Source organism: Streptomyces sp. NPDC048436 (assembly GCF_043200355.1).
GTDB lineage: Bacteria > Actinomycetota > Actinomycetes > Streptomycetales > Streptomycetaceae > Streptomyces.
Genome location: NZ_JBICXP010000004.1, coordinates 245,364 through 269,021 on the forward strand (window position 1 = coordinate 245,364; position 23,658 = coordinate 269,021).

At 69.6% G+C, this 23,658-nt stretch carries 21 protein-coding genes and 1 riboswitch; of the genes, 10 read left to right on the top strand and 11 right to left on the bottom strand.

Translation table 11 applies throughout. The annotated features are described in order from the left end of the window. Positions 1 to 36: 36 nt before the first annotated feature. The 3 genes from rsgA to ACGFX9_RS15985 are packed head-to-tail and all read right to left on the bottom strand — an operon-like array spanning position 37 to position 3,156. Complete coding sequence (gene rsgA / locus ACGFX9_RS15975; protein ID WP_393471181.1) at positions 37 to 1,047, bottom strand: ribosome small subunit-dependent GTPase A; 1,011 nt, start codon at positions 1,045 to 1,047, stop codon at positions 37 to 39. Between the two features lie 16 nt (positions 1,048 to 1,063). Next, entirely contained in the window at positions 1,064 to 2,380 is a 1,317-nt protein-coding gene (aroA, locus tag ACGFX9_RS15980) for a 3-phosphoshikimate 1-carboxyvinyltransferase (protein ID WP_393471184.1), read from the bottom strand. 53 nt (positions 2,381 to 2,433) lie between these two features. After that, positions 2,434 to 3,156 (bottom strand): M50 family metallopeptidase, encoded by a 723-nt coding sequence (locus ACGFX9_RS15985; RefSeq protein WP_393472434.1) that lies wholly within the window; start codon positions 3,154 to 3,156, stop codon positions 2,434 to 2,436. A 61-nt stretch (positions 3,157 to 3,217) separates the two neighbouring features. On the opposite strand from ACGFX9_RS15985, the gene ACGFX9_RS15990 reads away from it, so the two are divergent. From ACGFX9_RS15990 to ACGFX9_RS16035, 10 genes are all read left to right on the top strand, one after another. Next, complete coding sequence (locus ACGFX9_RS15990) at positions 3,218 to 4,033, top strand: SOS response-associated peptidase (protein ID WP_393471187.1); 816 nt, start codon at positions 3,218 to 3,220, stop codon at positions 4,031 to 4,033. Between the two features lie 13 nt (positions 4,034 to 4,046). Then, positions 4,047 to 4,691 (top strand): alpha/beta family hydrolase, encoded by a 645-nt coding sequence (locus tag ACGFX9_RS15995; protein WP_393472437.1) that lies wholly within the window; start codon positions 4,047 to 4,049, stop codon positions 4,689 to 4,691. Positions 4,692 to 4,912: 221 nt separating this feature from the next. Next, entirely contained in the window at positions 4,913 to 5,593 is a 681-nt protein-coding gene (locus ACGFX9_RS16000) for a sigma-70 family RNA polymerase sigma factor (protein WP_393471190.1), read from the top strand. Next, positions 5,590 to 5,949 (top strand): mycothiol system anti-sigma-R factor, encoded by a 360-nt coding sequence (gene rsrA / locus ACGFX9_RS16005; RefSeq protein ID WP_393471193.1) that lies wholly within the window; start codon positions 5,590 to 5,592, stop codon positions 5,947 to 5,949. Before ACGFX9_RS16000 ends, rsrA begins: the two co-directional genes overlap by 4 nt. Positions 5,950 to 6,121: 172 nt before the next feature. Beyond that, the gene (locus tag ACGFX9_RS16010) at positions 6,122 to 7,480 is read left to right on the top strand and encodes an HD-GYP domain-containing protein (RefSeq protein ID WP_393471197.1); all 1,359 of its coding nucleotides are present in this window, start codon (positions 6,122 to 6,124) and stop codon (positions 7,478 to 7,480) included. Then, positions 7,477 to 8,769 carry an HD-GYP domain-containing protein gene (locus ACGFX9_RS16015; RefSeq protein ID WP_393471200.1) on the top strand — a complete coding sequence of 431 codons (1,293 nt, stop codon included), beginning with the start codon at positions 7,477 to 7,479 and terminating at the stop codon, positions 8,767 to 8,769. Before ACGFX9_RS16010 ends, ACGFX9_RS16015 begins: the two co-directional genes overlap by 4 nt. Before the next feature lie 102 nt (positions 8,770 to 8,871). Continuing rightward, positions 8,872 to 9,852: a tetratricopeptide repeat protein gene (locus ACGFX9_RS16020; RefSeq protein ID WP_393471203.1), complete on the top strand. Its 981-nt coding sequence runs from the start codon at positions 8,872 to 8,874 to the stop codon at positions 9,850 to 9,852. A gap of 64 nt (positions 9,853 to 9,916) precedes the next feature. Beyond that, a complete protein-coding gene (gene def, locus ACGFX9_RS16025; RefSeq protein WP_393471207.1) occupies positions 9,917 to 10,567 on the top strand; it encodes a peptide deformylase in 651 nt (216 codons plus the stop codon). 308 nt (positions 10,568 to 10,875) lie between these two features. After that, on the top strand, positions 10,876 to 11,997 hold the full coding sequence (locus ACGFX9_RS16030; protein ID WP_393471211.1) for a multidrug MFS transporter: 1,122 nt from the start codon (positions 10,876 to 10,878) through the stop codon (positions 11,995 to 11,997). Continuing rightward, the gene (locus ACGFX9_RS16035) at positions 11,994 to 13,346 is read left to right on the top strand and encodes a cytochrome P450 (RefSeq protein WP_393471213.1); all 1,353 of its coding nucleotides are present in this window, start codon (positions 11,994 to 11,996) and stop codon (positions 13,344 to 13,346) included. The genes ACGFX9_RS16030 and ACGFX9_RS16035 overlap by 4 nt, the downstream gene beginning before the upstream one ends. Here the strand turns inward: ACGFX9_RS16035 and ACGFX9_RS16040 are convergent. The 8 genes from ACGFX9_RS16040 to ACGFX9_RS16075 all read right to left on the bottom strand — a co-directional run bounded on the left by ACGFX9_RS16040 (position 13,300) and on the right by ACGFX9_RS16075 (position 23,580). Continuing rightward, a complete protein-coding gene (locus tag ACGFX9_RS16040) occupies positions 13,300 to 14,301 on the bottom strand; it encodes a helix-turn-helix domain-containing protein (RefSeq protein WP_393471217.1) in 1,002 nt (333 codons plus the stop codon). The genes ACGFX9_RS16035 and ACGFX9_RS16040 overlap by 47 nt on opposite strands. Before the next feature lie 252 nt (positions 14,302 to 14,553). After that, positions 14,554 to 15,576, bottom strand: coding sequence for a ribonucleotide-diphosphate reductase subunit beta (locus tag ACGFX9_RS16045; RefSeq protein ID WP_393471220.1), 1,023 nt, complete (start codon positions 15,574 to 15,576; stop codon positions 14,554 to 14,556). Continuing rightward, on the bottom strand, positions 15,576 to 17,984 hold the full coding sequence (locus ACGFX9_RS16050) for a ribonucleoside-diphosphate reductase subunit alpha (protein ID WP_393471223.1): 2,409 nt from the start codon (positions 17,982 to 17,984) through the stop codon (positions 15,576 to 15,578). Before ACGFX9_RS16050 ends, ACGFX9_RS16045 begins: the two co-directional genes overlap by 1 nt. A 159-nt stretch (positions 17,985 to 18,143) precedes the next feature. Beyond that, a riboswitch (cobalamin riboswitch) is annotated at positions 18,144 to 18,221 on the bottom strand. A 136-nt stretch (positions 18,222 to 18,357) separates the two neighbouring features. Next, on the bottom strand, positions 18,358 to 20,001 hold the full coding sequence (mctP, locus tag ACGFX9_RS16055) for a monocarboxylate uptake permease MctP (RefSeq protein ID WP_393472440.1): 1,644 nt from the start codon (positions 19,999 to 20,001) through the stop codon (positions 18,358 to 18,360). 2 nt (positions 20,002 to 20,003) lie between these two features. Next, a complete protein-coding gene (locus tag ACGFX9_RS16060; RefSeq protein WP_393471226.1) occupies positions 20,004 to 20,273 on the bottom strand; it encodes a DUF3311 domain-containing protein in 270 nt (89 codons plus the stop codon). A 110-nt stretch (positions 20,274 to 20,383) separates the two neighbouring features. Further along, positions 20,384 to 20,581, bottom strand: a complete 198-nt coding sequence (locus ACGFX9_RS16065; RefSeq protein WP_393471229.1) for a CstA-like transporter-associated (seleno)protein — start codon at positions 20,579 to 20,581, stop codon at positions 20,384 to 20,386. Then, a complete protein-coding gene (locus ACGFX9_RS16070) occupies positions 20,578 to 22,710 on the bottom strand; it encodes a carbon starvation CstA family protein (RefSeq protein ID WP_393471232.1) in 2,133 nt (710 codons plus the stop codon). Before ACGFX9_RS16070 ends, ACGFX9_RS16065 begins: the two co-directional genes overlap by 4 nt. A 96-nt stretch (positions 22,711 to 22,806) precedes the next feature. Further along, positions 22,807 to 23,580 (bottom strand): GntR family transcriptional regulator, encoded by a 774-nt coding sequence (locus tag ACGFX9_RS16075; protein WP_393472443.1) that lies wholly within the window; start codon positions 23,578 to 23,580, stop codon positions 22,807 to 22,809. Between the last annotated feature and the right edge of the window lie 78 nt (positions 23,581 to 23,658).

Here is a 23,658-nt window from a genome sequence, read left to right on the forward strand (position 1 = left end):
CTTGCCGCCTCGCCGGACGCGCAAACAACGACGAGGTCAGTCGCCGTCGTGCCGGTCCCGTGTCGCGAGCAGCCTGCGCAGCGAGTAAAGACGCGCGGGGTCCGCGTGCCCCTCCGCGACCCAGGCGTCAAGCGCGCAGTCCGGCTCGTCGTGGCTGCACGCGCGCGGACACCCCTCCGTCCCCGGCACCAGATCGGGGAAGGCGAGGATGACGCGGGAGGGGTCCACGTGGTGCAGGCCGAAGGACCGGACGCCGGGAGTGTCGACCACCCAGCCCCCGGAGCCCGCGAGCGGCAGCGCGAGTGCCGACGTGGTGGTGTGGCGGCCACGGCCCGTGACGGCGTTGACGTGTCTGGTGCTGCGCCGGCGCTCCTCGGGGACGAGGGCGTTGACCAGCGTCGTCTTGCCCACTCCGGAGTGCCCGACGAACGCGGTGATCTTGCCGTCGAGCAGTTCGTGCACCCGGGCGAGCTCCGCGCCGTCGGTGAACTCCTCGCGGCTGGTGACGACATAGGGCACGTCGAGCGTGGAGTAGGTCTCCAGGATCTTGTCGGCCGACGCCAGATCGGACTTCGTCAGGACGAGGATCGGCTTGAGACCGCCGTCGAAAGCCGCCACGATGCACCGGTCGATGAGGCGCGGGCGCGGCTCCGGATCGGCGAGGGCGGTGACGATGGCGAGCTGGTCGGCGTTGGCGACGACGACCCGCTCGTAGGGGTCGTCGTCGTCGGCCGTGCGTCGAAGGACCGACGTACGCGGCTCGATGCGCACGATGCGCGCGAGGGTGTCCTTCTTGCCGGAGAGATCACCGACGAGCGCGACCTGGTCGCCCACCACGGCGGCCTTGCGGCCCAGTTCGCGGGCCTTCATGGCCATGATGATCCGGTCGTCGACCAGGACGGTCAGGCGGCCCCGGTCGACGGTGAGGACCATGCCGTCCGACGCGTCCTCGTGCTTGGGCCTGATGTGTGTGCGCGGGCGGTTGCCCTTGCGGTTGGGACGGAAGGGGATGTCGTCCTCGTCCGGGTTCTTTCCGTAGCGGCGCATGTTCCAGATCCGCCCGTCAGTTCCCGAGCATTCCGGTCCAGAGGTCGGGGAAGTCGGGCAGCGTCTTCGCTGTCGTCGCGACATTCTCGATCTGTACGTCCTGGACCGCGAGGCCGATGATGGCGCCCGCCGTTGCCATGCGGTGGTCGTCGTAGGTGTGGAAGACCCCGCCGTGCAGGCGGCGCGGACGGATGTGCAGTCCGTCGGCGGTCTCGCTGACGTCGCCGCCGAGTCCGTTGATCTCCTTGGTGAGGGCCGCGAGGCGGTCCGTCTCGTGCAGTCGCAGATGGGCGACGCCGCGCAGGGTCGAGGGGGAGTCCGCGAGGGCCGCGACGGCCGCGATGCCGGGGGTGAGCTCGCCGACCTCGCTCAGGTCCACGTCGATGCCGTGGATCGAGCCGGAGCCGGTGAACACGAGCCCCTGCGGGGTCAGTTCGCAGGAACCACCCATCTCGGTGAAGATCTCCCGCAGCTTGTCACCGGGCTGCGTGGTGCGCTCGGGCCAGTCGGGGATGGTCACACGGCCGCCGGTGACCAGGGCCGCCGCCAGGAACGGCTGGGCGTTGGAGAGGTCGGGCTCGACGGTCAGGTCACGGCCGAGCAGGGCACCGGGGGTGACGCGCCACACGTTCGGCTCGCCGCCCGACTCCGGGGTGTCCACCTGGGCGCCGACCGCGCGGAGCATGTCGACGGTCATCCGGATGTGCGGCATGGAGGGCAGCGCGGAGCCGGTGTGACGTACCTCCACACCCTGGTTGAAGCGCGGGCCCGAGAGCAGCAGGGCGCTCACGAACTGGGAGGACGACGAGGCGTCGATCTCGACAGGGCCGCCGTCGAGGGCGCCACCGCCGTGCACCGTCAGCGGCAGGGCGCCGCGGCTGTCGTCGTCGATGCGGGCGCCGAGCGCGCGCAGGGCGTCGATCACGCCGTTCAGGGGCCGCTCGTACGAACGGGGGTCGCCGTCGAAGCGGATCGCGCCGTCGGCGAGGGCCGCGACCGGGGGCAGGAAACGCATGACCGTACCGGCGTTGCCGACGTCGACCGTGGCGGGGCCGTGCAGCCCCGAGGGGATGATCCGCCAGGCCTCGCCGGAGCCGTCGGGGCCGATGCCCTCCTCGATGCCGACACCGAGTGCACGCAGGGCGCCCGCCATCAGGAGGGTGTCGCGCGAGCGCAGCGGGCGGCGCAGCCAGCCCGGCTCGGCGGCGAGGGCGGCCAGGACGAGCCCGCGGTTGGTGACCGATTTGGACCCGGGCACATGGACCGTCGCGGCGACGGCTCCGCTCGCGTGCGGGGCTGGCCAGAGGGTGTCGTGCGCTGGGTTAACGGTCATGCCCATCACTTTAGTGGCTCAGGGTTACGGCGCAGTCGGTGCTGCTCAGAGGCTCAGAGGCCGAGCAGCCAGCGTCCGCCGCCTATCAGCGAGCACAGTGAGACGGCGTGGAAGAGGAAGAGCCACATCCCCGCCGGGACATGCGTGAGCCGGGACAGCTGGTCCGCGTCCGAGTCGCCCGCGCCGCCGCGCCTGCGCTTGGACTGCAGCTCGAAGGCGGGACGTACGCCTCCCAGGAGCAGGAACCACACCACCGCGTACGCGAACGCCGCCTGCACCTGCGAGCTGGTCAGCCAGGAGACGAGCAGGAAGGTGCCGCCGGTGATGATCACGGTGAGGGCGCCGTACGCGTTGCGGATCATGACCAGCATCACTATGAGCAACGCCGTCGCGATCCACAGGAACGCGGTGATGTGGCCGGCGGCGAGCAGCGCGGCGCCGCCGAGGCCGAGCAGGGGCGGCGCGGTGTAGCCCGAGGCCGCCGTGAGGATCATGCCGAGACCGGTGGGCTTGCCGCGGGAGACGGTGAGGCCGCTGGTGTCCGAGTGCAGCCGGATGCCGTCGAGTCGGCGCCCGGTGAGCAGGGCGATCAGGCCGTGGCCGCCCTCGTGCGCGATGGTGATGGCGTTACGGGCCACGCGCCAGACGCCGTGCGGCAGGACGACCGCGAGCGCGACGACGCCGGTGGCGATCACCAGCCACTCGTCGGGGGCGGCCTGCGTGCCGAAGACCCGGTCCCAGAGGTCGGTCAGGCTGGCGTTCGCGGTGGCTTCCATTGCTCTGGCCATTGTCGGGACCGGCTCCTCTGGTCGTACGGGGTCTGGCAGTCTGGCACGTATGTGCGGACGGTATGCATCGAGTCGTAGGCCCGAGGATCTCGCGGCAACCTTTGAGATCGAGAAGTGGGAGCCGGGAGAGGCGCTCGCCCCCGATTTCAACGTGGCCCCCACCAAGGAGGTCTACGCGGTCCTGGACCGTCCCGTGAAAGACGCCGAGGACCCTCGCCCGGTTCGCCAACTGCGCACGCTCAAGTGGGGCCTCGTGCCGTCCTGGTCGAAGACGCCCGAGGGCGGCGCCCGGATGATCAACGCCCGCGCGGAGACCGTGCACGAGAAGCCCTCCTACCGCAGGGCCTTCACCTCCCGCCGCTGCGTCATCCCGGCCGACGGCTATTACGAGTGGGTGACCGGCTCCGGCGAGCGCGAGCTGGAAGTCGAGGGCAAGAAGAAGCGCCCCCGCAAGCAGCCGTACTTCGTCACCCCCGCCGACGGCTCGGTCTTCGCGATGGCGGGCCTCTACGAGTTCTGGCGCGACAAGACGCTGCCGGACGAGCACCCTCTGGCCTGGTGGGTGACGTGCACGGTGATCACCACGGAGGCGGAGACCTCGCCCCTCGCGGTCGCGCCCGAGGAAGGCCCGCGCACGCTGGCCGACATCCACCCCCGGATGCCCCTGATGCTCACGCCGGACCGCTGGGACGCCTGGCTCGACCCCTCGCGCACCGACGTCGAGGACCTGCGCCCGCTCCTGGAGCCGCCGCCGCACGGCCTGATGCGGGCCTTCCCGGTGTCGACGGCGGTCAGCAACGTACGCAACAACGGTCCGGAGCTGCTGAAGGAGCTTCAGGGGCCCGAGGAGGGCACACTCTTCTGATGTGACCCAGCACATGACGAAGAGCGAGACGGTCGCGACTGACGCGGGTGACGCACGCATCACCTGGCACCCGGCCGTCCCGAAGACCAAGGCCCGCCTCGTGCTCGCCCTGAGCCACGGCGCAGGCGGCGGCATCGAGGCCCGTGACCTGCGGGCCATCGCCGCCGCCCTGCCCGCGCACGGCGTCACCGTCGCCCTCGTGGAGCAGCCCTGGCGCGTCGCGGGCAAGAAACTGGCGCCCGCGCCGAAGACCCTTGACATGGGGTGGCGCGGCCTCTGGCCCGCGCTCGCCAAGCCCGGCCTCCCGGTGATCGCGGGCGGTCGCAGCGCCGGGGCCCGCGTCGCGTGCCGTACCGCCACCGAGCTGGGCGCCGCAGCCGTCCTCGCCCTGAGCTTTCCGCTGCACCCGCCGGGCAAGCCGGAGAAGTCCCGGGCCGACGAACTGCTCGGCGCCGGGGTGCCGACCCTCGTCGTACAGGGCGGCAACGACCCCTTCGGGAAGCCCGCCGAGTTCCCTGACGGGCCGTACGAACTGGTCGAGGTGCCCTTCGGTGATCATGGCTTCGCTATTCCCAAAAAGGCGGACATCACCGAGGCCGAGGCCATGACGCGCATCACGGATGGCGTCATCCGATGGACGGGAATGTTGGCCGGGTGACCTCTGTTGTGCCGAACAGACGCCAAACGCTGTAGGTACGAGAGGAAGTCCGCCGCATGGGTTCGACCATCTGCCCGGCCCGCTCCAGCGCCCCTGACCTGGAATGGACGGTGCTGAGCGCGCCCAAGACCGCTCCTATTCGGGCGGCGGCGGGACCGGATCGTCGTCTATCCTCCGATTCGAGTGGGGCTGCTTTCGGTCTCACCACGTCTTTGGAGGAGGTGGGTCCGGTCACAGGGACCGACGCAGGGGCCGAGCACGGCCAGGCGGAGCGACCCGACGCAAGCGCTGAGACGTCGGCGGAGCGCACCGCCCGCTTCGAGCGGGACGCTCTGGGCTTCCTCGACCAGATGTACTCCGCGGCGCTGCGCATGACGCGCAACCCGGCGGACGCGGAGGACCTGGTGCAGGAGACCTACGCCAAGGCGTACGCGTCGTTCCACCAGTTCCGTGAGGGCACCAACCTCAAGGCGTGGCTGTACCGCATCCTCACCAACACGTTCATCAACTCGTACCGCAAGAAGCAGCGCGAGCCCCAGCGCAGCGCCGCCGAGGAGATCGAGGACTGGCAGCTCGCGCGTGCCGAGTCGCACATGTCCACCGGTCTGCGCTCGGCCGAGTCGCAGGCGCTCGACCACCTGCCCGACTCCGACGTGAAGTCGGCGCTGCAGGCGATCCCCGAGGAATTCCGCATCGCCGTCTATCTGGCCGACGTGGAGGGCTTTGCGTACAAGGAGATCGCGGACATTATGGGGACACCCATCGGTACGGTGATGTCCCGGTTGCACCGCGGCCGTCGCCAGCTTCGCGGCATGCTCGAGGACTACGCCCGTGACCGCGGCCTCGTCCCCGCCGGAGCCGCGTCAGAGTCGTCGAACGAAGCGAAAGGCTCAGGCTCATGAGCTGCGGAGAGCCGCACGAGACGGATTGCAGTGAAGTCCTGGACCATCTCTATGAGTTCCTGGATCACGAGATGCCGGACAGCGACTGCACCAAGTTCGAGACGCACTTCGAGGAGTGCTCCCCGTGCCTGGAGAAGTACGGCCTTGAGCAGGCGGTCAAGAAGCTGGTGAAGCGCTGCTGCGGCCAGGACGACGTGCCGGTCGACCTGCGCGCCAAGGTCATGGGCCGTATCGACCTGATCCGCTCGGGCGAAGCCGTACCCGACCACGACGTGACGGTGGAGACGGTGACCGCCGAGGGCGGCGCGACGGCCGCGAAGGCCAAGGGGCTGCACGCGCGGGCCAAGGAAGCCTGAACTTCCGGTAGTTGAGCGTGAGCAGGCCGTGACGGAACTCCGTCACGGCCTGCTTTTTTCTGTTCACTGTCACTCGTACGTGCCAATTTCCGCCCACGGGGCTCGGCGGGCGCGACAGCCGTTCTAGTCTCCGGTCCCTGGGGACGACGGTCACGGGGGAGGAGACAGTGCCATGCGGTCCATCGCTCCATGGGCGCGCGCCTACATCCTGATGGCCGCCCTGGCCGGCGCCGCCTGCGTCGCGCCCGCGCTGACCTCGCGCACGCCGTGGGCCGCGCTCGCGCTGCTCGCCGCGCTCTACGCCGGGTGCGAGCAGATCACGCGGTGCCGCGTCATCGGCAGCCGCGTCCCGAACGGCCTCGGCACGTTCTTCCCCGTGCTGCTCGCCGCCGTGTTCCTGCTGCCGCCCGCCGCCGCCGCGCTCGTCGCGGTGCCCGGGGCGCTGCTCGCCCGCGTCGAGCGACGCCCCCGGTGGGTGCGCAGGCTCTGGCGCGCCGCCCAGATCGCCCTGGCCGCCTGGGCCTCGGCGTGGGTGTACGGGGCGCTCGGCGGGCGGGAGGCGGTGGCGGGGCCCGACTTTCCGTACGCGCCCGACTTCCCGTACGCGCTCGCCCCGGCCGGAGCCGCTGTCCTCGCCTTCTCCCTCGTACTGACGGCCCTGGACGGCGGCATCCTGGCGACGGCGGAACGCGTGCCGGTGCGGACGGCCTGGCGGGGGCTCTTCCTGCGGTCGTTCGCGCCGGTCGCGGTGCACGGCCTCGCGGGACTGATGATGGCCGTGCTGTGGCGCAGCCCCTACGGGCCGCTCGCCGCGCTGCTCGTGCTGCTGCCGATGGGGGTCTCCTGCTGGGTCTTCGCGCAGTACCACCGCGAGCGGGCCGCCCATCAGGCCACCATCCGGGCTCTCGTGCAGGCCGTCGACATCAAGGACCGCTACACCCGCGGGCACAGCGAGCGCGTCGGGCAGGCGTCGGTGCTGATCGCGCGGGAGCTGGGGATGGCGGACGAGCGGGTGGAGAGCCTGCGGTTCGCCGGAATCCTGCACGACGTCGGCAAACTCGGCGTACCGACACGGCTGTTGCGGAAGGACGGGCCGCTGACGCCGGAGGAGCGGCGGGTCATCGAGCTGCATCCCGAGTACGGACACGAGATGGTCCGCGGGATCGGGTTCCTCGGGGAGGCGCGGGCGGCGATCCTCCACCACCACGAGCGCATCGACGGCAGCGGGTACCCCTACGGGCTCGTGGGCCGGCAGATCCCGGAGTTCGCCCGGGTGGTCGCCGTCGCGGACGCCTTCGACGCGATGACGTCCACGCGGTCCTACCGCAGGGGGCGGCCCGTCGCGACGGCGCTCGCCGAGTTGTCCCGGTGCGCGGGGTCGCAGTTCGACCCCGCCATGGTCGCGGCGTTGCGGCGTGCCCTTGACCGGCACGGGTGGCACCCGGCGGTGACCTCGGACACGGCAGGGGTGCCGGGGCCCCGCCAGGAGGCGACCGGCGTTCCCGCGGCCCCGGGGGCGGGAGCGCGGTGAGCGCCCGCCGCCTGCCCGCAACGGTCACCGTCTGTGTCTACGGCTCCGCCACGCTGCTCACCCTGACCGCTCTCGTCTGGACCCTCTGGCACGGAGTGGCCGAAGGAGGGACCGCGCTCGCCTTCGGCGGGCTCATAGCGGTGGGGGAGCTCGCCCGGTGGGGAGCAGGGAGCAGCGACAGGGAGCCCGCCCCGCTGGGGGCCGCGGGCGCGCTCGCGTACGCGCTGCTCGGCGAGGCCGGGGGGCAGCCCACGCACCACGGCGTACCGCAGGTGATCGCCGTCGTCGTCGCGGCCGTGCTGGTGGGGGCCGTACCGCATGTGGCGCTCGGCAAGGGGCCCGCCCTCGACCACGTGGCGCGGCGCGTGCTCACCGTCGGGTTCGCCGCCGTCTGCTTCCAACCCCTCTACAACGCGGGCAAGTTGGAGCAGTGGGTGGGCCAGGGCCCCGCCTTCGCCGCCGTCATCGTCGCGCTGCTCGTCCTGACCGCCCTCTGCGACGCCGTGCTCGCCGCTGCCATGGCGCACGCCCGCACCCTCCCCCATGGCCTCAAGGGCAGGGGAGGTACCCCCATGCCCTTCGGACCCATCCTGAGAGACGAGCTGCGGGCCATGATCGGCATCGGGTCCGCCGTGTGCGCCTCGGGGGCCGTCATGGCGCTCGCGGTCGCCGTGGCCGGGCTCTGGGCGCTGCCGGTGTTCAGCCTGCCGCTGCTCCTGACCCAGCTGTCGTTCCGGCGGTACGCCGCGGTGCGGACCACCTATCGGCAGACCATCACCTCGCTGGCCAGGTCCACGGAGATCGCCGGGTACACCCCGCAGGGCCACGCCCGCCGCGTCGCCGCGCTCAGCCGGGCGGTCGGCCGCGATCTGGGGCTCTGCGAGGCCGACCTCGACGTCCTTGAGTACGCGGCGCTGATGCACGACATCGGGCAGCTCTCCCTGCTCGACGCGGTGCCCGCGGGCGCCACCGCCGCCCTGCCGGACGCGGAGCAGCGGCGGATCGCCCTGCTCGGGGGCGCCGTCGTGCGTCAGACGGGGGTGAACGGCGACGTCGCCGTGGTCGTGGAGCGGCAGGCCGACCCGTATCGCGAGCAGCCGCTCACCGCCCGTATCGTGCGAGCTGCCAACGCGTACGACGAGATGGCGAGGGGAGAAGGTCCTGGAGGCCCTCTCAACGCCCTGGAACAGCTGCGCCTGGGCACCGGCCGTGACTACCAGCCCGAAGTCGTGGAAGCCCTGGCCCGGGTGCTTGCGCGAGGCGGCCATAGCTTGCCGCCGGCTGGGTAACCCATGGGTAATGAGCGGCCGTCCGACCGTACGTGGTTGGATGCGAAGAGGCCCTCAGGCACAGCGGGAACTCTCAAACTCAGTAACTGGCAGGCGGGAATCGTGAGGATCTTCGGCAAGGGACGGCACCGGCCCTCCGCCTCATGGCGGCAGGCCACCGACCGCGCCTTCACGCTGATCGGCGACGGGCGGTACGAGGACGCGGGCGCGCTGCTTACCCGTGCGGCGGATCTTGAGCCGTGGCTCTCGGAGTCCTGGTTCAACCTCGCGCTGCTCCACAAGTTCCGGCACGACTGGGAGCAGGCACGGGCCGCTGGCCTGCGGGCCGTCGCGCTGCTCGACCGGTCGGCGGGCGCCCCCGACTGGTGGAACGTCGGCATCGCGGCGACGGCCCTCCAGGACTGGCCGCTGGCCCGGCGCGCCTGGCAGGCGTACGGCCTGCGCGTCCCGGGCGGTGTGGCCGCCTCGGGGGACCCCACCGGCATGGACCTGGGCAGCGCCGCCGTGCGGCTTTCGCCCGAGGGTGAGGCCGAGGTCGTGTGGGGGCGCAGGCTCGACCCCGCCCGGATCGAGCTGCTCTCCATCCCGCTGCCCTCCTCCGGGCGCCGCTGGGGCGAGGTCGTGCTGCACGACGGCGTCCCGCACGGCGAGCGGACCACGGGCGAGGGGCACTCGTATCCCGTCTTCGACGAGATCGAGCTGTGGGCGCCCTCACCGGTCCCCACCTGGGTGGTTCTCCTTGAGGCCGCCACCGAGGACGACAGGGACGCCCTGGAGAAGCTCGCCGCGGACGCGGGCTATGCCGCGGAGGACTGGTCGTCTTCCGTCCGGCTGCTCTGCCGGATGTGCTCCGAGAGCCGCATGCCGAGCGACGAGGGCGACGGCGAGCACCTGGACCCGCACGACCACAGCGAGCCGGGCCATCCCGGACCCCTCGGCCACCGCAGCCCCGGCGCCCTGTGGGTGCCCGAGCGCGAGTGCGGCCTCGCGGCGCCCGCCGCCCTGGTGCGCGGGCTGCTCGACGGCTGGGTCGCGGACAGCCCGGACTCCCGTGACTGGCGGGATCTGGAAGAGGTCTGCTGACTCCTGGCCGTAGGCTGTACGGGCACTATCTCTTGTGGGTTCCCAGGAAGGCGTACGTCGGACAATGGCGCAGGACACTGAGCAGCAGGCCTCGGGCGGGGTCCTCCCCGTCGACGACGAGGGCTTCGTCATCGACACCGAGGACTGCGAAGAGCGGGAGACGGCCCACCGCGAGCGCGGCACGTCCCGGCCCATCACGGTCGTCGGCAACCCGGTGCTGCACAAGGAGTGCAAGGACGTCACCGCCTTCGACGACGAGCTCGCGAAGCTCATCGACGACATGTTCGCCAGCCAGCGGACCGCCCAGGGCGTGGGCCTGGCCGCCAACCAGATCGGCGTCGACCTGAAGGTCTTCGTCTACGACTGCATGGACGACGAGGGCGAGCGCCACGTCGGCGCGGTCTGCAACCCCGTCGTCCGCGAGCTCCCCGCCGAGCGGCGCCGCCTGGACGACTCGGGCGAGGGCTGCCTCTCCGTGCCCACCGCCTACGCCGACCTGGCCCGCCCGGACTACGCCGAGGTGACCGGGCAGGACGAGAAGGGCAACCCCATCAAGGTGCGGGGCACCGGCTACTTCTCGCGCTGCCTCCAGCACGAGACGGACCACCTGTACGGCTACCTCTACATCGACCGCCTCTCCAAGCGTGAGCGCAAGGACGCGCTGCGGCAGATGGAGGAGGGCACACCGCGCTACCCGGTCGTGCCGAACGACTAGTCGACTCAAGGCGCGCGCGCACCGCGAGCCACCTGCGGCCCCTGGACGGGAACTGACCCCCGTCCAGGGGCCGTTCGCATGTGCTGTCCATCCGCCGATCAGATGTGCGATCGAATCAGGCTCTTGATGATCCAGAATCGGTCGCGTACGGGGATTTTCTCGGCACTGGGGGGTAGTGAATGGCGCAAATCTGTTCCCTGAACGGTCAGTTGTGGTGCTGAATGGAAAGCGCGGAGAGATACGCAACGGCGCGCGCCCGGTACGGCGGGAGGGGCGCGCGTCCTCAGGCGGCTGAGAGGGGTTTGTCCGTGCCTGCATATTCATCTAGCACTTCACCGACACAGCCACAGGCACCGGAGGTATCCGTGCCACCGGCGTTGGCGCTTCCGGTGATCGAGTCGGAGTTCCCTCGCCAACTGCATCCGTATTGGCCGACACTTCAGGAGACGTCCAGGACATGGCTGCGCGAAATGCGCCTCATGCCCCCGGACAAGGTCGAGCGGTACGCCGACAGCCTGTGCTACACGGACCTGGTGGCCGGCTACTACATTGGCGCCCCCGATGAGTTGCTCAGCGCGATAGCCGATCTCAGCAGCTGGTTCTTCGCGTGGGACGACCGGCATGACCGCGACTCGGTGCACGGCAGGGCGGCCCAGTGGCGCCGCCTGTGCCGCGGGCTCCACGAGACGCTCCGGGCCCCCCGGCAGCAACTGGGCCACCGTGACCCCTTGATCGCGGGGTTCGCGGACTGTGTCCTGCGGTTGTACTCGCACCTCGGCCCCAGCTGGAATGCCCGGTTCGCCCGGCATTTCCACAGCGTGATCGAGGCGTACGACCTGGAGTTCAGGAACCGCAGGACCGGGACTGTCCCGACGGTCGAGGCCTACATCGAACTGCGCAGGCTGACGTTCGCGCACTGGACGTGGATCGATCTGCTGGAGCCCACGGCGCAGCGGGAGCTGCCGCGGGACGTGCGGAGGCATCCGGCATACCGGCGGGCGGCGCTGGCCACACAGGACTTCTCCGCCTGGTACAACGACCTGTGCTCACTCCCCAAAGAACTCGCGGGAGACGAACTGCACAATCTCGGAATCAGCCTGATCCAGCACGAGGGAATGTCACTCGAAGAGGCAGTGACGGAAGTGCACAGGCGGGTGACCCGGTGCATATCCGATTTCCTCGAGGCGGAGGAAGAAGTGCTCAGCCTCGCCGGGCAATTGGCCGAAGAAAGCGCGCACGGAAAGGCGCTCGCGGAGACGGTGGAGTCCTGTGTCTCCAATATGCGGAACTGGTTCTCTTCCGTGTACTGGTTCCACCACGAATCAGGCCGCTATCGGGTGGACAGCTGGGACGACAGGTCAATTCCCCCGTATGTGAGCGACGCGGAAATGAGCGACTTGGCCGAAACCGAATTGGTAGGTGAGGAATGAGCGTCGAATCCGCGATACCCGCGACAACAACGACTCCACCGCTCGTCAGCGGCGGAGCCCCGCTCATCGGCCACGCCTGGAACCTGGTGCGCGACCCACTCGGCTTCTTCGCCGCGCTACGGGACCACGGTGATCTCGTACGCATCAGGCTGGGACCCAAGACGGCGTACGCGGTCTGCGACCCGGAGCTGGTCGGGCAGCTCCTGAGGAGCCCCGAATACATCGTCGGAGGGCCGCTGTGGGACACCCTGGAAGTGCTCCTCGGCAAGGGCGTGGCGACCAGCAACGGCAAGCTGCACCGGCGTCAACGCCGCATGATGCAGCCCGCGTTCAGGGCCGAGCGGATCGCCGGCTACGCCAAGGTGATGGAGGAGGAGGCCCGCATGACGGCCGCGCGCTGGCGGCCGGGCGACACGGTCGACATCAACGCGGAGATGTTCCGCACCGCCGTGCGCGTCGTGTCCCGCTCGCTCCTGGAGGTCGACGCGATCAGCGAGAAGGCGGACCGCATCGCCGAGTCGCTGCACACCGTCTTCGAGGGGCTCTACCGCAGGATGGTCCTCTCGGTCGGGCCGCTGTACCGCGTGCCGACCCAGGGCAACCGCCGCTTCCAGAGCGCGCTCGCCGATCTGCACGCCCTGGTCGACGAGATCGTCGCCGAAGGCAGGGCGGCCGGTGGGGACCAGGACGACCTGTTGGCCGAAATGCTGCGGGCGCGCGATGAATCAGGGCAGCCGCTCAGCGATCAGGAGGTCCACGACCACGTGATCTCCCTTGTCGTGGCGGGCGCCGAGAATATCGCGTCGACCCTGGCGTGGACGTTCCATCTGCTGGCCGAACACCCCGAGCAGGAAAGGCGATTGGTTGAAGAGGTAAATTCCATCGCACCGGACCGGGAGATCACATTCGCCGACCTCAGGGACCTTCCGCACACCCGGAATGTCGTCACCGAGGCCATGCGTATACAACCCGCGGCCTGGATATTCACCCGCCGCTCGGTGGGAGAATCCGTCCTGGGCGGCTACCGCATTCCGGCCGGTGCCGACATCGTCTACAGCGTGTACGCGATGCAGCGCGATCCGCGTTCCTTCGAACAGCACCTCGAGTTCGACCCGGACCGCTGGAATCCGGAACGTGCGGGCGATGTACCGGAGTTCGCGATGATGCCGTTCGGAACTGGCAACCGCAAGTGCCCGGGCGACCATTTCAGCCTGGCCGAACTCGCCATCATCCTGGCGACGGTGGCCCCGAAGTGGCGCCTGAGGCCGGTCGCGGAGACCGACGCCGAGACCAGGATCGGCATCACGCTACAGCCGAAGAAGCTCGTTCTGCGGGCCGAGAGGCGCTGACGGCCGGGCCGCGGAAGGCGCGGCGGTAGGCGTTCGGCGTGGTGCCGAGCGCCCGCAGGAACTGGTGGCGCATCGCCGCGGCGTTGCCGAAACCGGCACGCCCGGCGATCGCGTCCACCGTCTCGTCCGAACCTTCGAGCAACTCCTGCGCCAGGAGCACACGTTGGCGCAGGAGCCAGCGGTAGGGCGTCGTTCCGGTCTCCTGCTGGAAGCGGCGCGCGAAGGTGCGCGGCGACATGTGGGCACGCTCGGCGAGCCGCTCGACGGTGATGTCCGAGTCGAGATGGCGCTCCATCCAGGCGAGCACTCCGCCCACGGTGTCGCACCGCGTGCGCGGCAACGGCCGGTCCACGAACTGCGCCTGCCCGCCGTCGCGATGGGGAGGTACGACCATGCGCCGGGCGATGGCGTTGGCGACCTCCGTGCCGTGCTCCTGGCGCACGATGTGCAGGCAGGCGTCGATCCCCGCGGCGGTGCCCGCGGATGTGATGACGGGGCCCTCATCCACGTACAGCACATCGGGCTCGACCCGGGCATGCGGATAGCGCACCGCGAGCTCCGTGGCGTGCCGCCAGTGCACGGCGCAGCGGCGCCCTTCGAGCAGCCCCGCCGCTCCGAGCACGAAGACGCCGGAGCAGACCGACAGGACGCGCGCCCCGCGGTCGACGGCGCGGCGCAGGGCGGCGAGCAGCTCCTCGGGGTAGTCGCGGTCCACGAACGACTGCCCTGCGGGCACGGCGATGAGGTCGGCCTCTTCGAGCCGGTCGAGGCCGTACGGAGTGGTGATCGAGAACCCGGCGTGGTTGGTCAGGGGGCCGCTCTCCGCTGCGACCACCGCGAAGTCGTACACGGGCAGGCCCGCGTCGCTCCGGTCGAGGCCGAACACCTCGCAGACGACGCCGAGTTCGAAGGGATTGGCCCCGTCCAGCAGCACCACGGCCACGTTTTCCAGCATGCTCGCCAGTGTGCCGCAGGGCTGGCAGTAAGTCGATGGAGTGTGGCAGTCCTGCCACTGCCGCCTGGATCCGGCGCGCAGGACAGTAAGGACATGAACGCATTCCTGGATTACGCGACCGTCCTGACCCTCTTCCTCCTCCTGGCCGCACCCTCCCTCGCCGGGTACGTCCACGACCGCCGGATCGACCGCGAGCTGCGCGAGGCGGAACGCACCCCGCGCAGCTCGGCCGGTCCTGGCGAACCCGACGTACTAGAACTCGTCGTCGAAGGAGACCGAACCCTCGACCGCGACCTGGTAGGCCGAAGGACGCCGCTCGAAGAAGTTGGTCAGCTCCTGGACTCCCTGAAGCTCCATGAAGGAGAACGGGTTTGACGAGCCGTAGACCGGCGCGAACCCGAGCCGCTGGAGCCGCTGGTCGGCGACGCACTGCAGGTACTCGCGCATCGAGTCGGTGTTCATGCCGGGCAGGCCCTCACCGCACAGATCGCGCGCGAACTGCAGCTCGGCCTCGACGGCCTCCTTGAGCATGTCCGTGACCTGCGTCTGCAGCGCGTCGTCGAAGAGCTCGGGCTCCTCCTTGCGGACGGTGTCGACGACGTCGAAGGCGAAGCTCATGTGCATCGTCTCGTCGCGGAACACCCAGTTGGTGCCGGTGGCGAGGCCGTGCAGCAGACCGCGCGAGCGGAACCAGTAGACGTACGCGAAGGCACCGTAGAAGAAGAGTCCCTCGATGCACGCGGCGAAGCAGATCAGGTTCAGCAGGAAGCGGCGCCGGTCGGACTTCGACTCAAGGCGGTCCATCTTCTCGACGGAGTCCATCCACCTGAAGCAGAACTCCGCCTTCTCACGGATGGAGGGGATCTCCTCGACCGCGTCGAAGGCCGCCGCGCGGTCCTCGGGGTCGGGCAGATAGGTGTCGAGCAGCGTCAGATAGAACTGGACGTGCACGGCCTCCTCGAAGAGCTGACGGCTCAAGTAGAGCCGCGCCTCGGGGGAGTTGATGTGCTTGTAGAGCGTGAGCACCAGGTTGTTGGAGACGATCGAGTCACCGGTCGCGAAGAACGCGACCAGACGGCCGATCATGTGCTGCTCGCCGGGCGAGAGCTTGGCGAGATCGGTGACGTCCGAGTGGAGGTCGACCTCCTCCACCGTCCAGGTGTTCTTGATCGCGTCCCGGTAGCGCTCGTAGAAGTCCGGGTAGCGCATGGGGCGCAGGGTCAGCTCGAAGCCCGGGTCGAGGAGGTTCTTCTCGGCGTTGGTGGTGGAGCTCATTACTGGCAGGCCTCGCAGGACTCGGGGTTTTCCAGGGAGCAGGCAAGGGCCTCATCGGCGGTTGCCTGCGGGGGGACGGGGGAGGGGACGGGGGCGGCGGCTTCGGTCTTGCCCGCCGCCGCGCGGGCGATGCGGGTCGCCGGGCGCGAACGCAGGTAGTACGTCGTCTTCAGACCCTGCTGCCAGGCGTAGGCGTACATCGAGGAGAGCTTGCCGATGGTCGGCGTCTCCAGGAACAGGTTCAGGGACTGCGCCTGGTCGAGGAACGGCGTGCGCGCCGCGGCCATGTCGATCAGGCCGCGCTGCGGGATCTCCCACGCGGTGCGGTAGAGCTCGCGCACCTCCGCCGGGATCCAGCTGAAGCCCTGCACCGAGCCGCTGGCCTCGCGCAGCGCCTCGCGGGTCTGCGTGTCCCAGACGCCGAGCCGCTTCAGCTCCTGCACCAGGTAGGAGTTGACCTGGAGGAACTCACCGCTGAGCGTCTCGCGCTTGAAGAGGTTGGAGACCTGCGGCTCGATGCACTCGTAGACGCCCGCGATGGACGCGATGGTGGCGGTCGGCGCGATGGCGAGAAGCAGCGAGTTGCGCATACCGGTCGCGGCGATACGTTCCCGCAGCGCGGCCCAGCGCTCCGGCCAGGTCAGCTCGACGCCGTAGTGGTCGGGGTGCAGGACGCCACGCGCGGTACGGGTCTTCTCCCAGGCGGGCAGCGGGCCATTGCGCTCGGCGAGGTCGGCGGACGCCTCGTACGCGGCGAGCATGATCCGCTCGGCGATGCGCGTCGAGAGGGCGCGCGCCGCGGGGGAGTCGAAGGGCAGCTTCAGCTGGAAGAAGACGTCCTGCAGACCCATCGCGCCCAGGCCCACCGGGCGCCACTTGGCGTTGGAGCGCCCGGCCTGCTCGGTCGGGTAGAAGTTGATGTCGACGACGCGGTCGAGGAAGGTGACGGCGGTGCGGACGGTCTCGTCGAGCCGCTGCCAGTCGATGTCACCGGCGGCCGTGTCCACGAAGGCGCCGAGGTTCACCGAACCCAGGTTGCAGACGGCGGTCTCCCCGTCGTCCGTCACCTCCAGGATCTCCGTGCAGAGGTTGGAGGAGTGGACGGTGTGGCCGGGCTCCGCCGTCTGGTTGGCGGTGCGGTTGGCGGCGTCCTTGAACGTCATCCAGCCGTTGCCGGTCTGCGCGAGGGTGCGCATCATGCGGCCGTAGAGGTCGCGGGCCGGGATGGTCTTGCGGGCGAGCCCGGCGGCCTCGGCCTTGCGGTACGCGGCGTCGAACTCGTCGCCCCACAGGTCGACGAGCTCGGGAACGTCGGCCGGCGAGAACAGCGACCAGTCCTGGCTCGCGGCGACCCGGCGCATGAACTCGTCCGGGATCCAGTGCGCGAGGTTGAGGTTGTGCGTGCGCCGCTGGTCCTCACCCGTGTTGTCGCGCAGCTCCAGGAACTCCTCGATGTCGGAGTGCCAGGTCTCCAGGTAGACCGCGGCGGCACCCTTGCGCCGGCCGCCCTGGTTCACGGCGGCGACGGAGGCGTCCAGGGTCTTGAGGAACGGCACGATGCCGTTGGAGTGGCCGTTCGTGCCGCGGATCAGCGAACCGCGGGCGCGGACACGGGAGTACGAGAGGCCGATGCCGCCCGCGTGCTTGGAGAGGCGCGCGACCTGGTGGTAGCGGTCGTAGATGGAGTCCAGCTCGTCCAGCGGGGAGTCGAGGAGGTAGCAGGAGGACATCTGGGGGTGCCGGGTACCGGAGTTGAAGAGCGTCGGCGAGGACGGCAGGTAGTCCAGGCGGCTCATCAGGCGGTACAGGGAGGCGACTTCGTCCACCGCACGCGTGCTGCCGTCCTCCGCGAGGCCGCTCGCCACGCGCAGCATGAAGTGCTGCGGGGTCTCGATGACCTGCCGGGTGATGGGGTGGCGCAGCAGATAGCGGCTGTGCAGGGTGCGCAGGCCGAAGTAGCCGAAACGGAAGTCGGCGCCGTCCTCAAGGGCCGCCTCCACGAGACCGTCGAGGTGCTCCGCGTGGTCGGTGACGAACGCGGCGGTGCGGTCCGCGATAAGGCCCTCGCGGTGACCGACGGCGACCGAGTCGGAGAAGGAGCGCACGCCCTGCGACGCGGCCTCGTCACGGATGCTGAGGCTGAGGAGCCTGGCCGCGAGCTGCGAGTACGTCGGGTCCTCGGAGATGAGCCCCGCGGCCGCCTCGGTCGCGAGCTCCCGCAGCTCCGCCAGATCCGCCCTGGCCGAACGGCCACGCAACGCGGCGGCGGCGACCCTGCCGGGGTCGGCGTCGGGGAGGTCGGCGGTGAGGTCGGTCAGGGTACGCAGCAGCGCGGTTCCTGGGCCGTCGGCGGTCTGCTGACCGTCGGTGGTCTGCGCTGACGCAGGTTCGGCTGGCGCGATGGTCACGTGGAGCACTCCCTCGCTCGGCTCTGGGCCTTGGGGAGGGGTGAGTGACACACGGGCGCCCGCCCTTGGGCAGGGCTGCGCTCCGCGTCCACCAGCCCATTCCACGAGGCCCGGACGTCGTTGGCACCCGGACCGGACGGAACGGGCGCGCTGTCGACAGGTCTTCGGACTCGTGGGGACGACAAATGCGTACTCATACACCGTTGCGGGACAGTTCCGGACTTGCACCGGATTCCCCTGCGGCGACAGCGAGCACGAGCATACATCTTGTGCTGGCTCGGAGTGGCAGCCCCATATCTTGTGTGTCGGCAGTGCGCGCACAGCAGCGCGGGCCGCCGGATTCCTCCGACGGCCCGCGCTATGTGGTGTGTGCTCAGTGCCCGCCCGGCGCCCCCGCCGTGGCCGGCGGCAGCTCTTCCACGACGCCGGGGTCGCCCGCGTCCGCCGTGTAGTCGCCGGGAGAGGTCTCGTCGATGCCGTCAGGGGCCTTCACGGCGCGCAGGACGAAGGTCATGACCACGGTGACCACCACGTTCAGGACGAACGCCGTGAGGCCGATGTAGCCGATCTCGCCGATGCCGGGGATCTCGTCGGACGAGCCGCCGAAGTGCTTCTGCGTCGGCGAGGCGACCCCGTACGCGGCGGCCGTCCCGTAGACCATGCCGACCGCCCAGCCCGCAAGGAGCGCCCAGCGGTGGAACCACCGCGTGAACAGGCCGCCGACCAGCGCGGGCATCGTCTGCAGGATCCAGATGCCGCCCAGGAGCTGGAAGTTGATCGCGACCGTCTTGTCCATGGTGAGGACGAAGACGAGCGCGCCGACCTTCACCAGGAGCGAGACCAGTTTGGAGACCTTCATCTCCTGCTTGGGCGTCGCGTCCGGCTTGAGGAAGTCCTTGTAGATGTTCCTGGTGAAGAGGTTCGCGGCCGCGATCGACATGATGGCCGCGGGGACGAGCGCGCCGATGCCGATGGCGGCGAACGCGACGCCGGTGAACCAGTCGGGGAACATGTTCTCGAACAGCTGCGGGATCGCCAGCTGCCCGTTCTCGACCTTCACCCCGGCCGCGATCGCCATGAAGCCGAGCAGCGCGAGCAGGCCCAGCATCAGCGAGTAGAGCGGCAGGATCGTGGTGTTGCGGCGGATCACGTTGCGGCTCTTGGAGGAGAGCGTCGCCGTGATCGAGTGCGGGTACATGAACAGCGCGAGCGCGGAGCCGAGGGCCAGCGTCGCGTACGTCCACTGCCCCGCGTGGCCCGGTGCGAGCCCCGCTACGGGCTTGCCCGCCGCCTCGTTCGCCGCCGAGAACTTGGCGTTCGCCGCCTGGAAGATCTCGTCGAAGCCGCCGAGCTTGATCGGGATGTAGATGATCGCGACGGCGATGACCAGGTAGATCAGACCGTCCTTCACGAACGCGATCAGCGCGGGGGCGCGCAGACCCGACGAGTACGTGTACGCGGCGAGCACCGCGAACGCGATGAGCAGCGGCAGATCCTTGATGAACCAGTTGGTGTCCGGGCCGCCGCCGATGCCCATGACGTCGAGCACGGCCTGGATGCCGACCAGTTGGAGCGCGATGTACGGCATCGTGGCGAGGATGCCGGTGACCGCGACGGCCAGCGAGAGCCCCTTCGAGCCGAAGCGCCCGCGCACGAAGTCGGACGTGGTCACGTATCCGTGCTTGTGCGACACCGACCAGAGCCGCGGCAGGAAGGTGAAGATCAGCGGGTAGACGAGGATCGTGTACGGCACCGCGAAGAAGCCTGCCGCGCCCGCCGCGTAGACCGCCGCCGGGACGGCCACGAAGGTGTACGCCGTGTAGAGGTCGCCGCCGAGCAGGAACCATGTGACCCAGGTGCCGAACGACCGGCCGCCCAGGCCCCATTCGTCCAGGCTCTCGGTCTCGGCCTTGCGCCAGCGCGCGGCCAGGAAGCCCATCGCCGTGACGGCGGCGAAGAAGAAGATGAAGACGCCGAGGGCGATGCCGTTGACGCCGCCCGTGTCGCTTGCCAGCACGTTCACTTGGCCGCACCCCCCTGGACCTGCTCGGTCTTGCGGGCGCGCTGGTCACGCTGCCACAGCTTGTACGCGATCATCGTCAGCACGGTGGAGATGAGCACCCACAGCATCTGGTACCAGTAGAAGAACGGGATGCCTATGAAGGTCGGATCGACCTTCGCGTAGGAACCCACCCAGAGCATCGCCACGAACGGCGCGACCAGACAGAGGGCAATGACCACGCGGACCGGCGTGACCACCGGTCTGCTCACTTCAGGCGCATCTGACACTTCGCGGCTCCGCTCCCTCGCTTATCCCACCTTTAACGTGCGGGAAATCTAAGCGAGAGCGTTGATCTATGGAACCCCCGTCCGGATACCGGACGTATCAATGCGCCTGCTCAGCAGCAACGGAAGCCCCGCCGGGGGTCTGACTCCTGCTGGTCCGTCCGCATTCGCTCGAACTCCCGCCGGGAAGGGGTAGATGCCTCAGGATGCGTTGTCCGCGTGTGCTCCACATACCGGTCGTACGCGGATTCATCGGTCAACTCCCGCGCGTACCAACGCACCCAGCGCAGCCCTCGCAGCACCCACGTCACGACGTGCTCGCCGCCTTCTCCGCCTTCTCCGCCTTCTCCTCCTGGGTCGGGATGAGGCCGGCGGGTTCGATCAGCTTCGACTCCACGTACTCCGCCTCGCTCAGCCTCGACGACCGTGGGTCGCGTACGTGCTTCACGCAGATCCGTGCCGCGTCCGCGATCACGATGACGATGAGCAGTGCGAGCGCGGCCGAAAGGACACCGTCCACCGTGGAGTTGGTGACCACGGTGTGCATGTCCTCCATGGACTTGGCGGGCGGCAGTACCTTGCCCGCGTCGATGGCGTCCTGGTAGTTGGAGCGCTGCTGGAAGAAGCCCACGCGAGGATCGGCGGAGAACACCTTCTGCCAGCTCGCGGTCAGCGTCACCGTCGCGTCCCAGGCCAGCGGAACCCCGGTGATCCAGGCCCACTTGAGGCGCCCGGACTTCACCAGGAGGGTCGTGCAGACGGCGAGCGCGACCGCCGCGAGGAGCTGGTTGGCGATGCCGAAGATCGGGAAGAGCTGGTTGATCCCACCGAGCGGCTCATGAACACCTACCCACAGGAAGTAACCCCATAGACCGGTCACTACCGCGCTGGTGATGACGAGCCCCGGCTTCCAGCTCACCTTCTTGAAGGGCTTGTAGACGTTCCCGAGCATGTCCTGCAGCATGAAGCGGCCCACGCGCGTGCCCGCGTCGAGCGCGGTCAGGATGAACAGCGCCTCAAACATGATCGCGAAGTGGTACCAGAAGGCCCGCATGGAGCCGCCGGTGACCTTCGAGAAGATCTCGGAGACACCGATCGCGAGCGTGGGCGCCCCGCCGGTGCGCGAGAGCAGCGAGGACTCCTCGACGTTCTTGGCGGCCTGCGCCAGGTCCTCGGGCGAGATGGAGTACCCGAACCCGGCCACGGCCTGGGACGCGGCCTGGACGTTGTCCCCGATGACGCCCGCGGGTGCGTTCATCGCGAAGTAGAGCCCCGGGTCGATGATGCTCGCCGCGACGAGCGCCATGATCGCGACGGCCGACTCCATCAGCATGGAGCCGTAGCCGATCATCCGGATCTGCGTCTCCTTCTGGATCATCTTCGGCGTCGTGCCCGAGGAGATCAGCGCGTGGAAGCCGGAGAGGGCCCCGCAGGCGATGGTGATGAAGACGAACGGGAAGAGCGATCCCGCGAAGACGGGCCCGTCGCCGCGCGAGGCGAAGTCGGTCACCGGGTCCATCTTCAGAGTCGGCAGCGTGATGACGACGCCGAGCGCGAGGAGCAGGATCGTGCCGATCTTCATGAAGGTGGAGAGGTAGTCGCGCGGCGCGAGCAGCATCCACACAGGCAGGATCGAGGCGATGAATCCGTACGCCACCAGCCAGATGACCAGCGTCGAGGGCGCGAGCGTGAAGGTGTCCGCGAGGGACGACTCGGCGACCCAGCGCCCGGCGACGAGCGCGAGGAGCAGCAGCGCGATGCCGATGAGGGAGACCTCGCTGACCCGGCCAGGACGCAGGATCCGCAGGTAGAAGCCCATGAACAGCGCGATCGGAATGGTCATCGCGATGGAGAAGGTGCCCCACGGCGAGTCCGCGAGCGCGTTGACGATGACGAGGGCGAGCACCCCGAGCAGGATGATCATGATGGCGAACGCGGCGAGCAGTGCGGCGGCCCCGCCGAAGGGGCCGATCTCCTCGCGCGCCATCTGGCCGAGCGACTTGCCGTCACGCCGTGTGGAGAAGAAGAGGACGACCATGTCCTGGACGGCGCCCGCGAAGATCACGCCGACGATGATCCAGATCGTGCCCGGCAAGTACCCCATCTGCGCGGCCAGTACGGGTCCCACCAGGGGGCCCGCGCCCGCGATCGCCGCGAAGTGGTGGCCGAGCAGGACACGGCGGTCGGTCGGGTGGAAGTCGATGCCGTTGTTCAGGCGCTCGGCCGGAGTGGCCCTCTTCTTGTCGACCTTCAGTACGCGTTCGACGATGAACTTGGAGTAGAAGCGATAGGCGATGGCGTACGAGCCGAGGGCCGCGGCCACCATCCAGGCGGCGGACACCTCTTCGTCCCGCGAGAGCGCGAGCACGGTCCAGCCCGCGGCGCCCACCAGCGCGACGAGGGTCCAGATGACGATGGTTCGGGGGTTCGCTGTGCGCACCGGGCCATCCTCCCGTTCATCATGCGATGACGGGAGGAACGTAGAGCAGTGGGGTGATCCGCGCCAGACCCCCGGGAGGGTCCGTTGGGTGGCGGGTCAGTCCGTGGGGCGCTTGAGGCGGGCCACGAATTTGTAGCGGTCCCCTCGGTACACCGAACGCACCCACTCCACCGGCTGGCCGCCGCCGTCCAGGGAGTGCCGCGACAGGAGCAGCATCGGCAGGCCCACGTCCGTGCCGAGCAGTCCCGCCTCGCGCGGGGTGGCCAGCGAGGTCTCGATGGTCTCCTCGGCCTCTGCGAGATGGACGTCGTACACCTCGGCGAGTGCGGTGTAGAGCGAGGTGTACTTCACCAGGGAGCGGCGCAGGGCCGGGAAGCGCTTGGCCGAGAGGTGCGTCGTCTCGATGGCCATCGCCTCGCCGTTGGCGAGGCGCAGGCGCTCGATCCGCAGGACCCGGCCGCCCGTGCTGATGTCGAGGAGGCCGGCGAGGGTGTCGTCGGCGGTGATGTAGCCGATGTCCAGGAGCTGTGAGGTGGGTTCGAGGCCCTGGGCCCGCATGTCCTCGGTGTACGAGGTGAGTTGGAGGGCCTGGGAGACCTTCGGCTTGGCCACGAAAGTGCCCTTGCCCTGGATCCGCTCCAGGCGGCCCTCGACGACCAGCTCCTGGAGGGCCTGGCGCACCGTCGTACGCGACGTGTCGAACTCGGCGGCGAGCGTGCGCTCCGGCGGGACCGGGGTGCCGGGCGGCAGGGTCTCCGTCATGTCGAGCAAGTGCCGCTTCAGGCGGTAGTACTTGGGCACGCGCGCGGTGCGGCCGACGCTCGGGGCCGCGCCCGCGTCGGTCTCTGGACTGCCTGCCTCGGTGCCCATGCTCTGCCTTCCCGGCTCCTGTGCTGCTGCCGTCACCGGCTCCTCCGTCTGTCGCGGCTCACATGGTGGCACGTACCG

Bases quoted from the DNA above. Each gene is read 5' to 3' on its own strand.
- ACGFX9_RS16035 (WP_393471213.1), top strand. From the start codon at position 11,994: ATGAGCGTCGAATCCGCGATACCCGCGACAACAACGACTCCACCGCTC.
- aroA (WP_393471184.1), bottom strand. From the start codon at position 2,380: ATGACCGTTAACCCAGCGCACGACACCCTCTGGCCAGCCCCGCACGCG.
- ACGFX9_RS16075 (WP_393472443.1), bottom strand. From the start codon at position 23,580: ATGGGCACCGAGGCAGGCAGTCCAGAGACCGACGCGGGCGCGGCCCCG.
- ACGFX9_RS15985 (WP_393472434.1), bottom strand. From the start codon at position 3,156: ATGGAAGCCACCGCGAACGCCAGCCTGACCGACCTCTGGGACCGGGTC.
- ACGFX9_RS16010 (WP_393471197.1), top strand. From the start codon at position 6,122: ATGCGGTCCATCGCTCCATGGGCGCGCGCCTACATCCTGATGGCCGCC.
- def (WP_393471207.1), top strand. From the start codon at position 9,917: ATGGCGCAGGACACTGAGCAGCAGGCCTCGGGCGGGGTCCTCCCCGTC.
- ACGFX9_RS15990 (WP_393471187.1), top strand. From the start codon at position 3,218: ATGTGCGGACGGTATGCATCGAGTCGTAGGCCCGAGGATCTCGCGGCA.
- rsgA (WP_393471181.1), bottom strand. From the start codon at position 1,047: ATGCGCCGCTACGGAAAGAACCCGGACGAGGACGACATCCCCTTCCGT.
- ACGFX9_RS16045 (WP_393471220.1), bottom strand. From the start codon at position 15,576: ATGAGCTCCACCACCAACGCCGAGAAGAACCTCCTCGACCCGGGCTTC.
- ACGFX9_RS15995 (WP_393472437.1), top strand. From the start codon at position 4,047: ATGACGAAGAGCGAGACGGTCGCGACTGACGCGGGTGACGCACGCATC.
- rsrA (WP_393471193.1), top strand. From the start codon at position 5,590: ATGAGCTGCGGAGAGCCGCACGAGACGGATTGCAGTGAAGTCCTGGAC.
- ACGFX9_RS16040 (WP_393471217.1), bottom strand. From the start codon at position 14,301: ATGCTGGAAAACGTGGCCGTGGTGCTGCTGGACGGGGCCAATCCCTTC.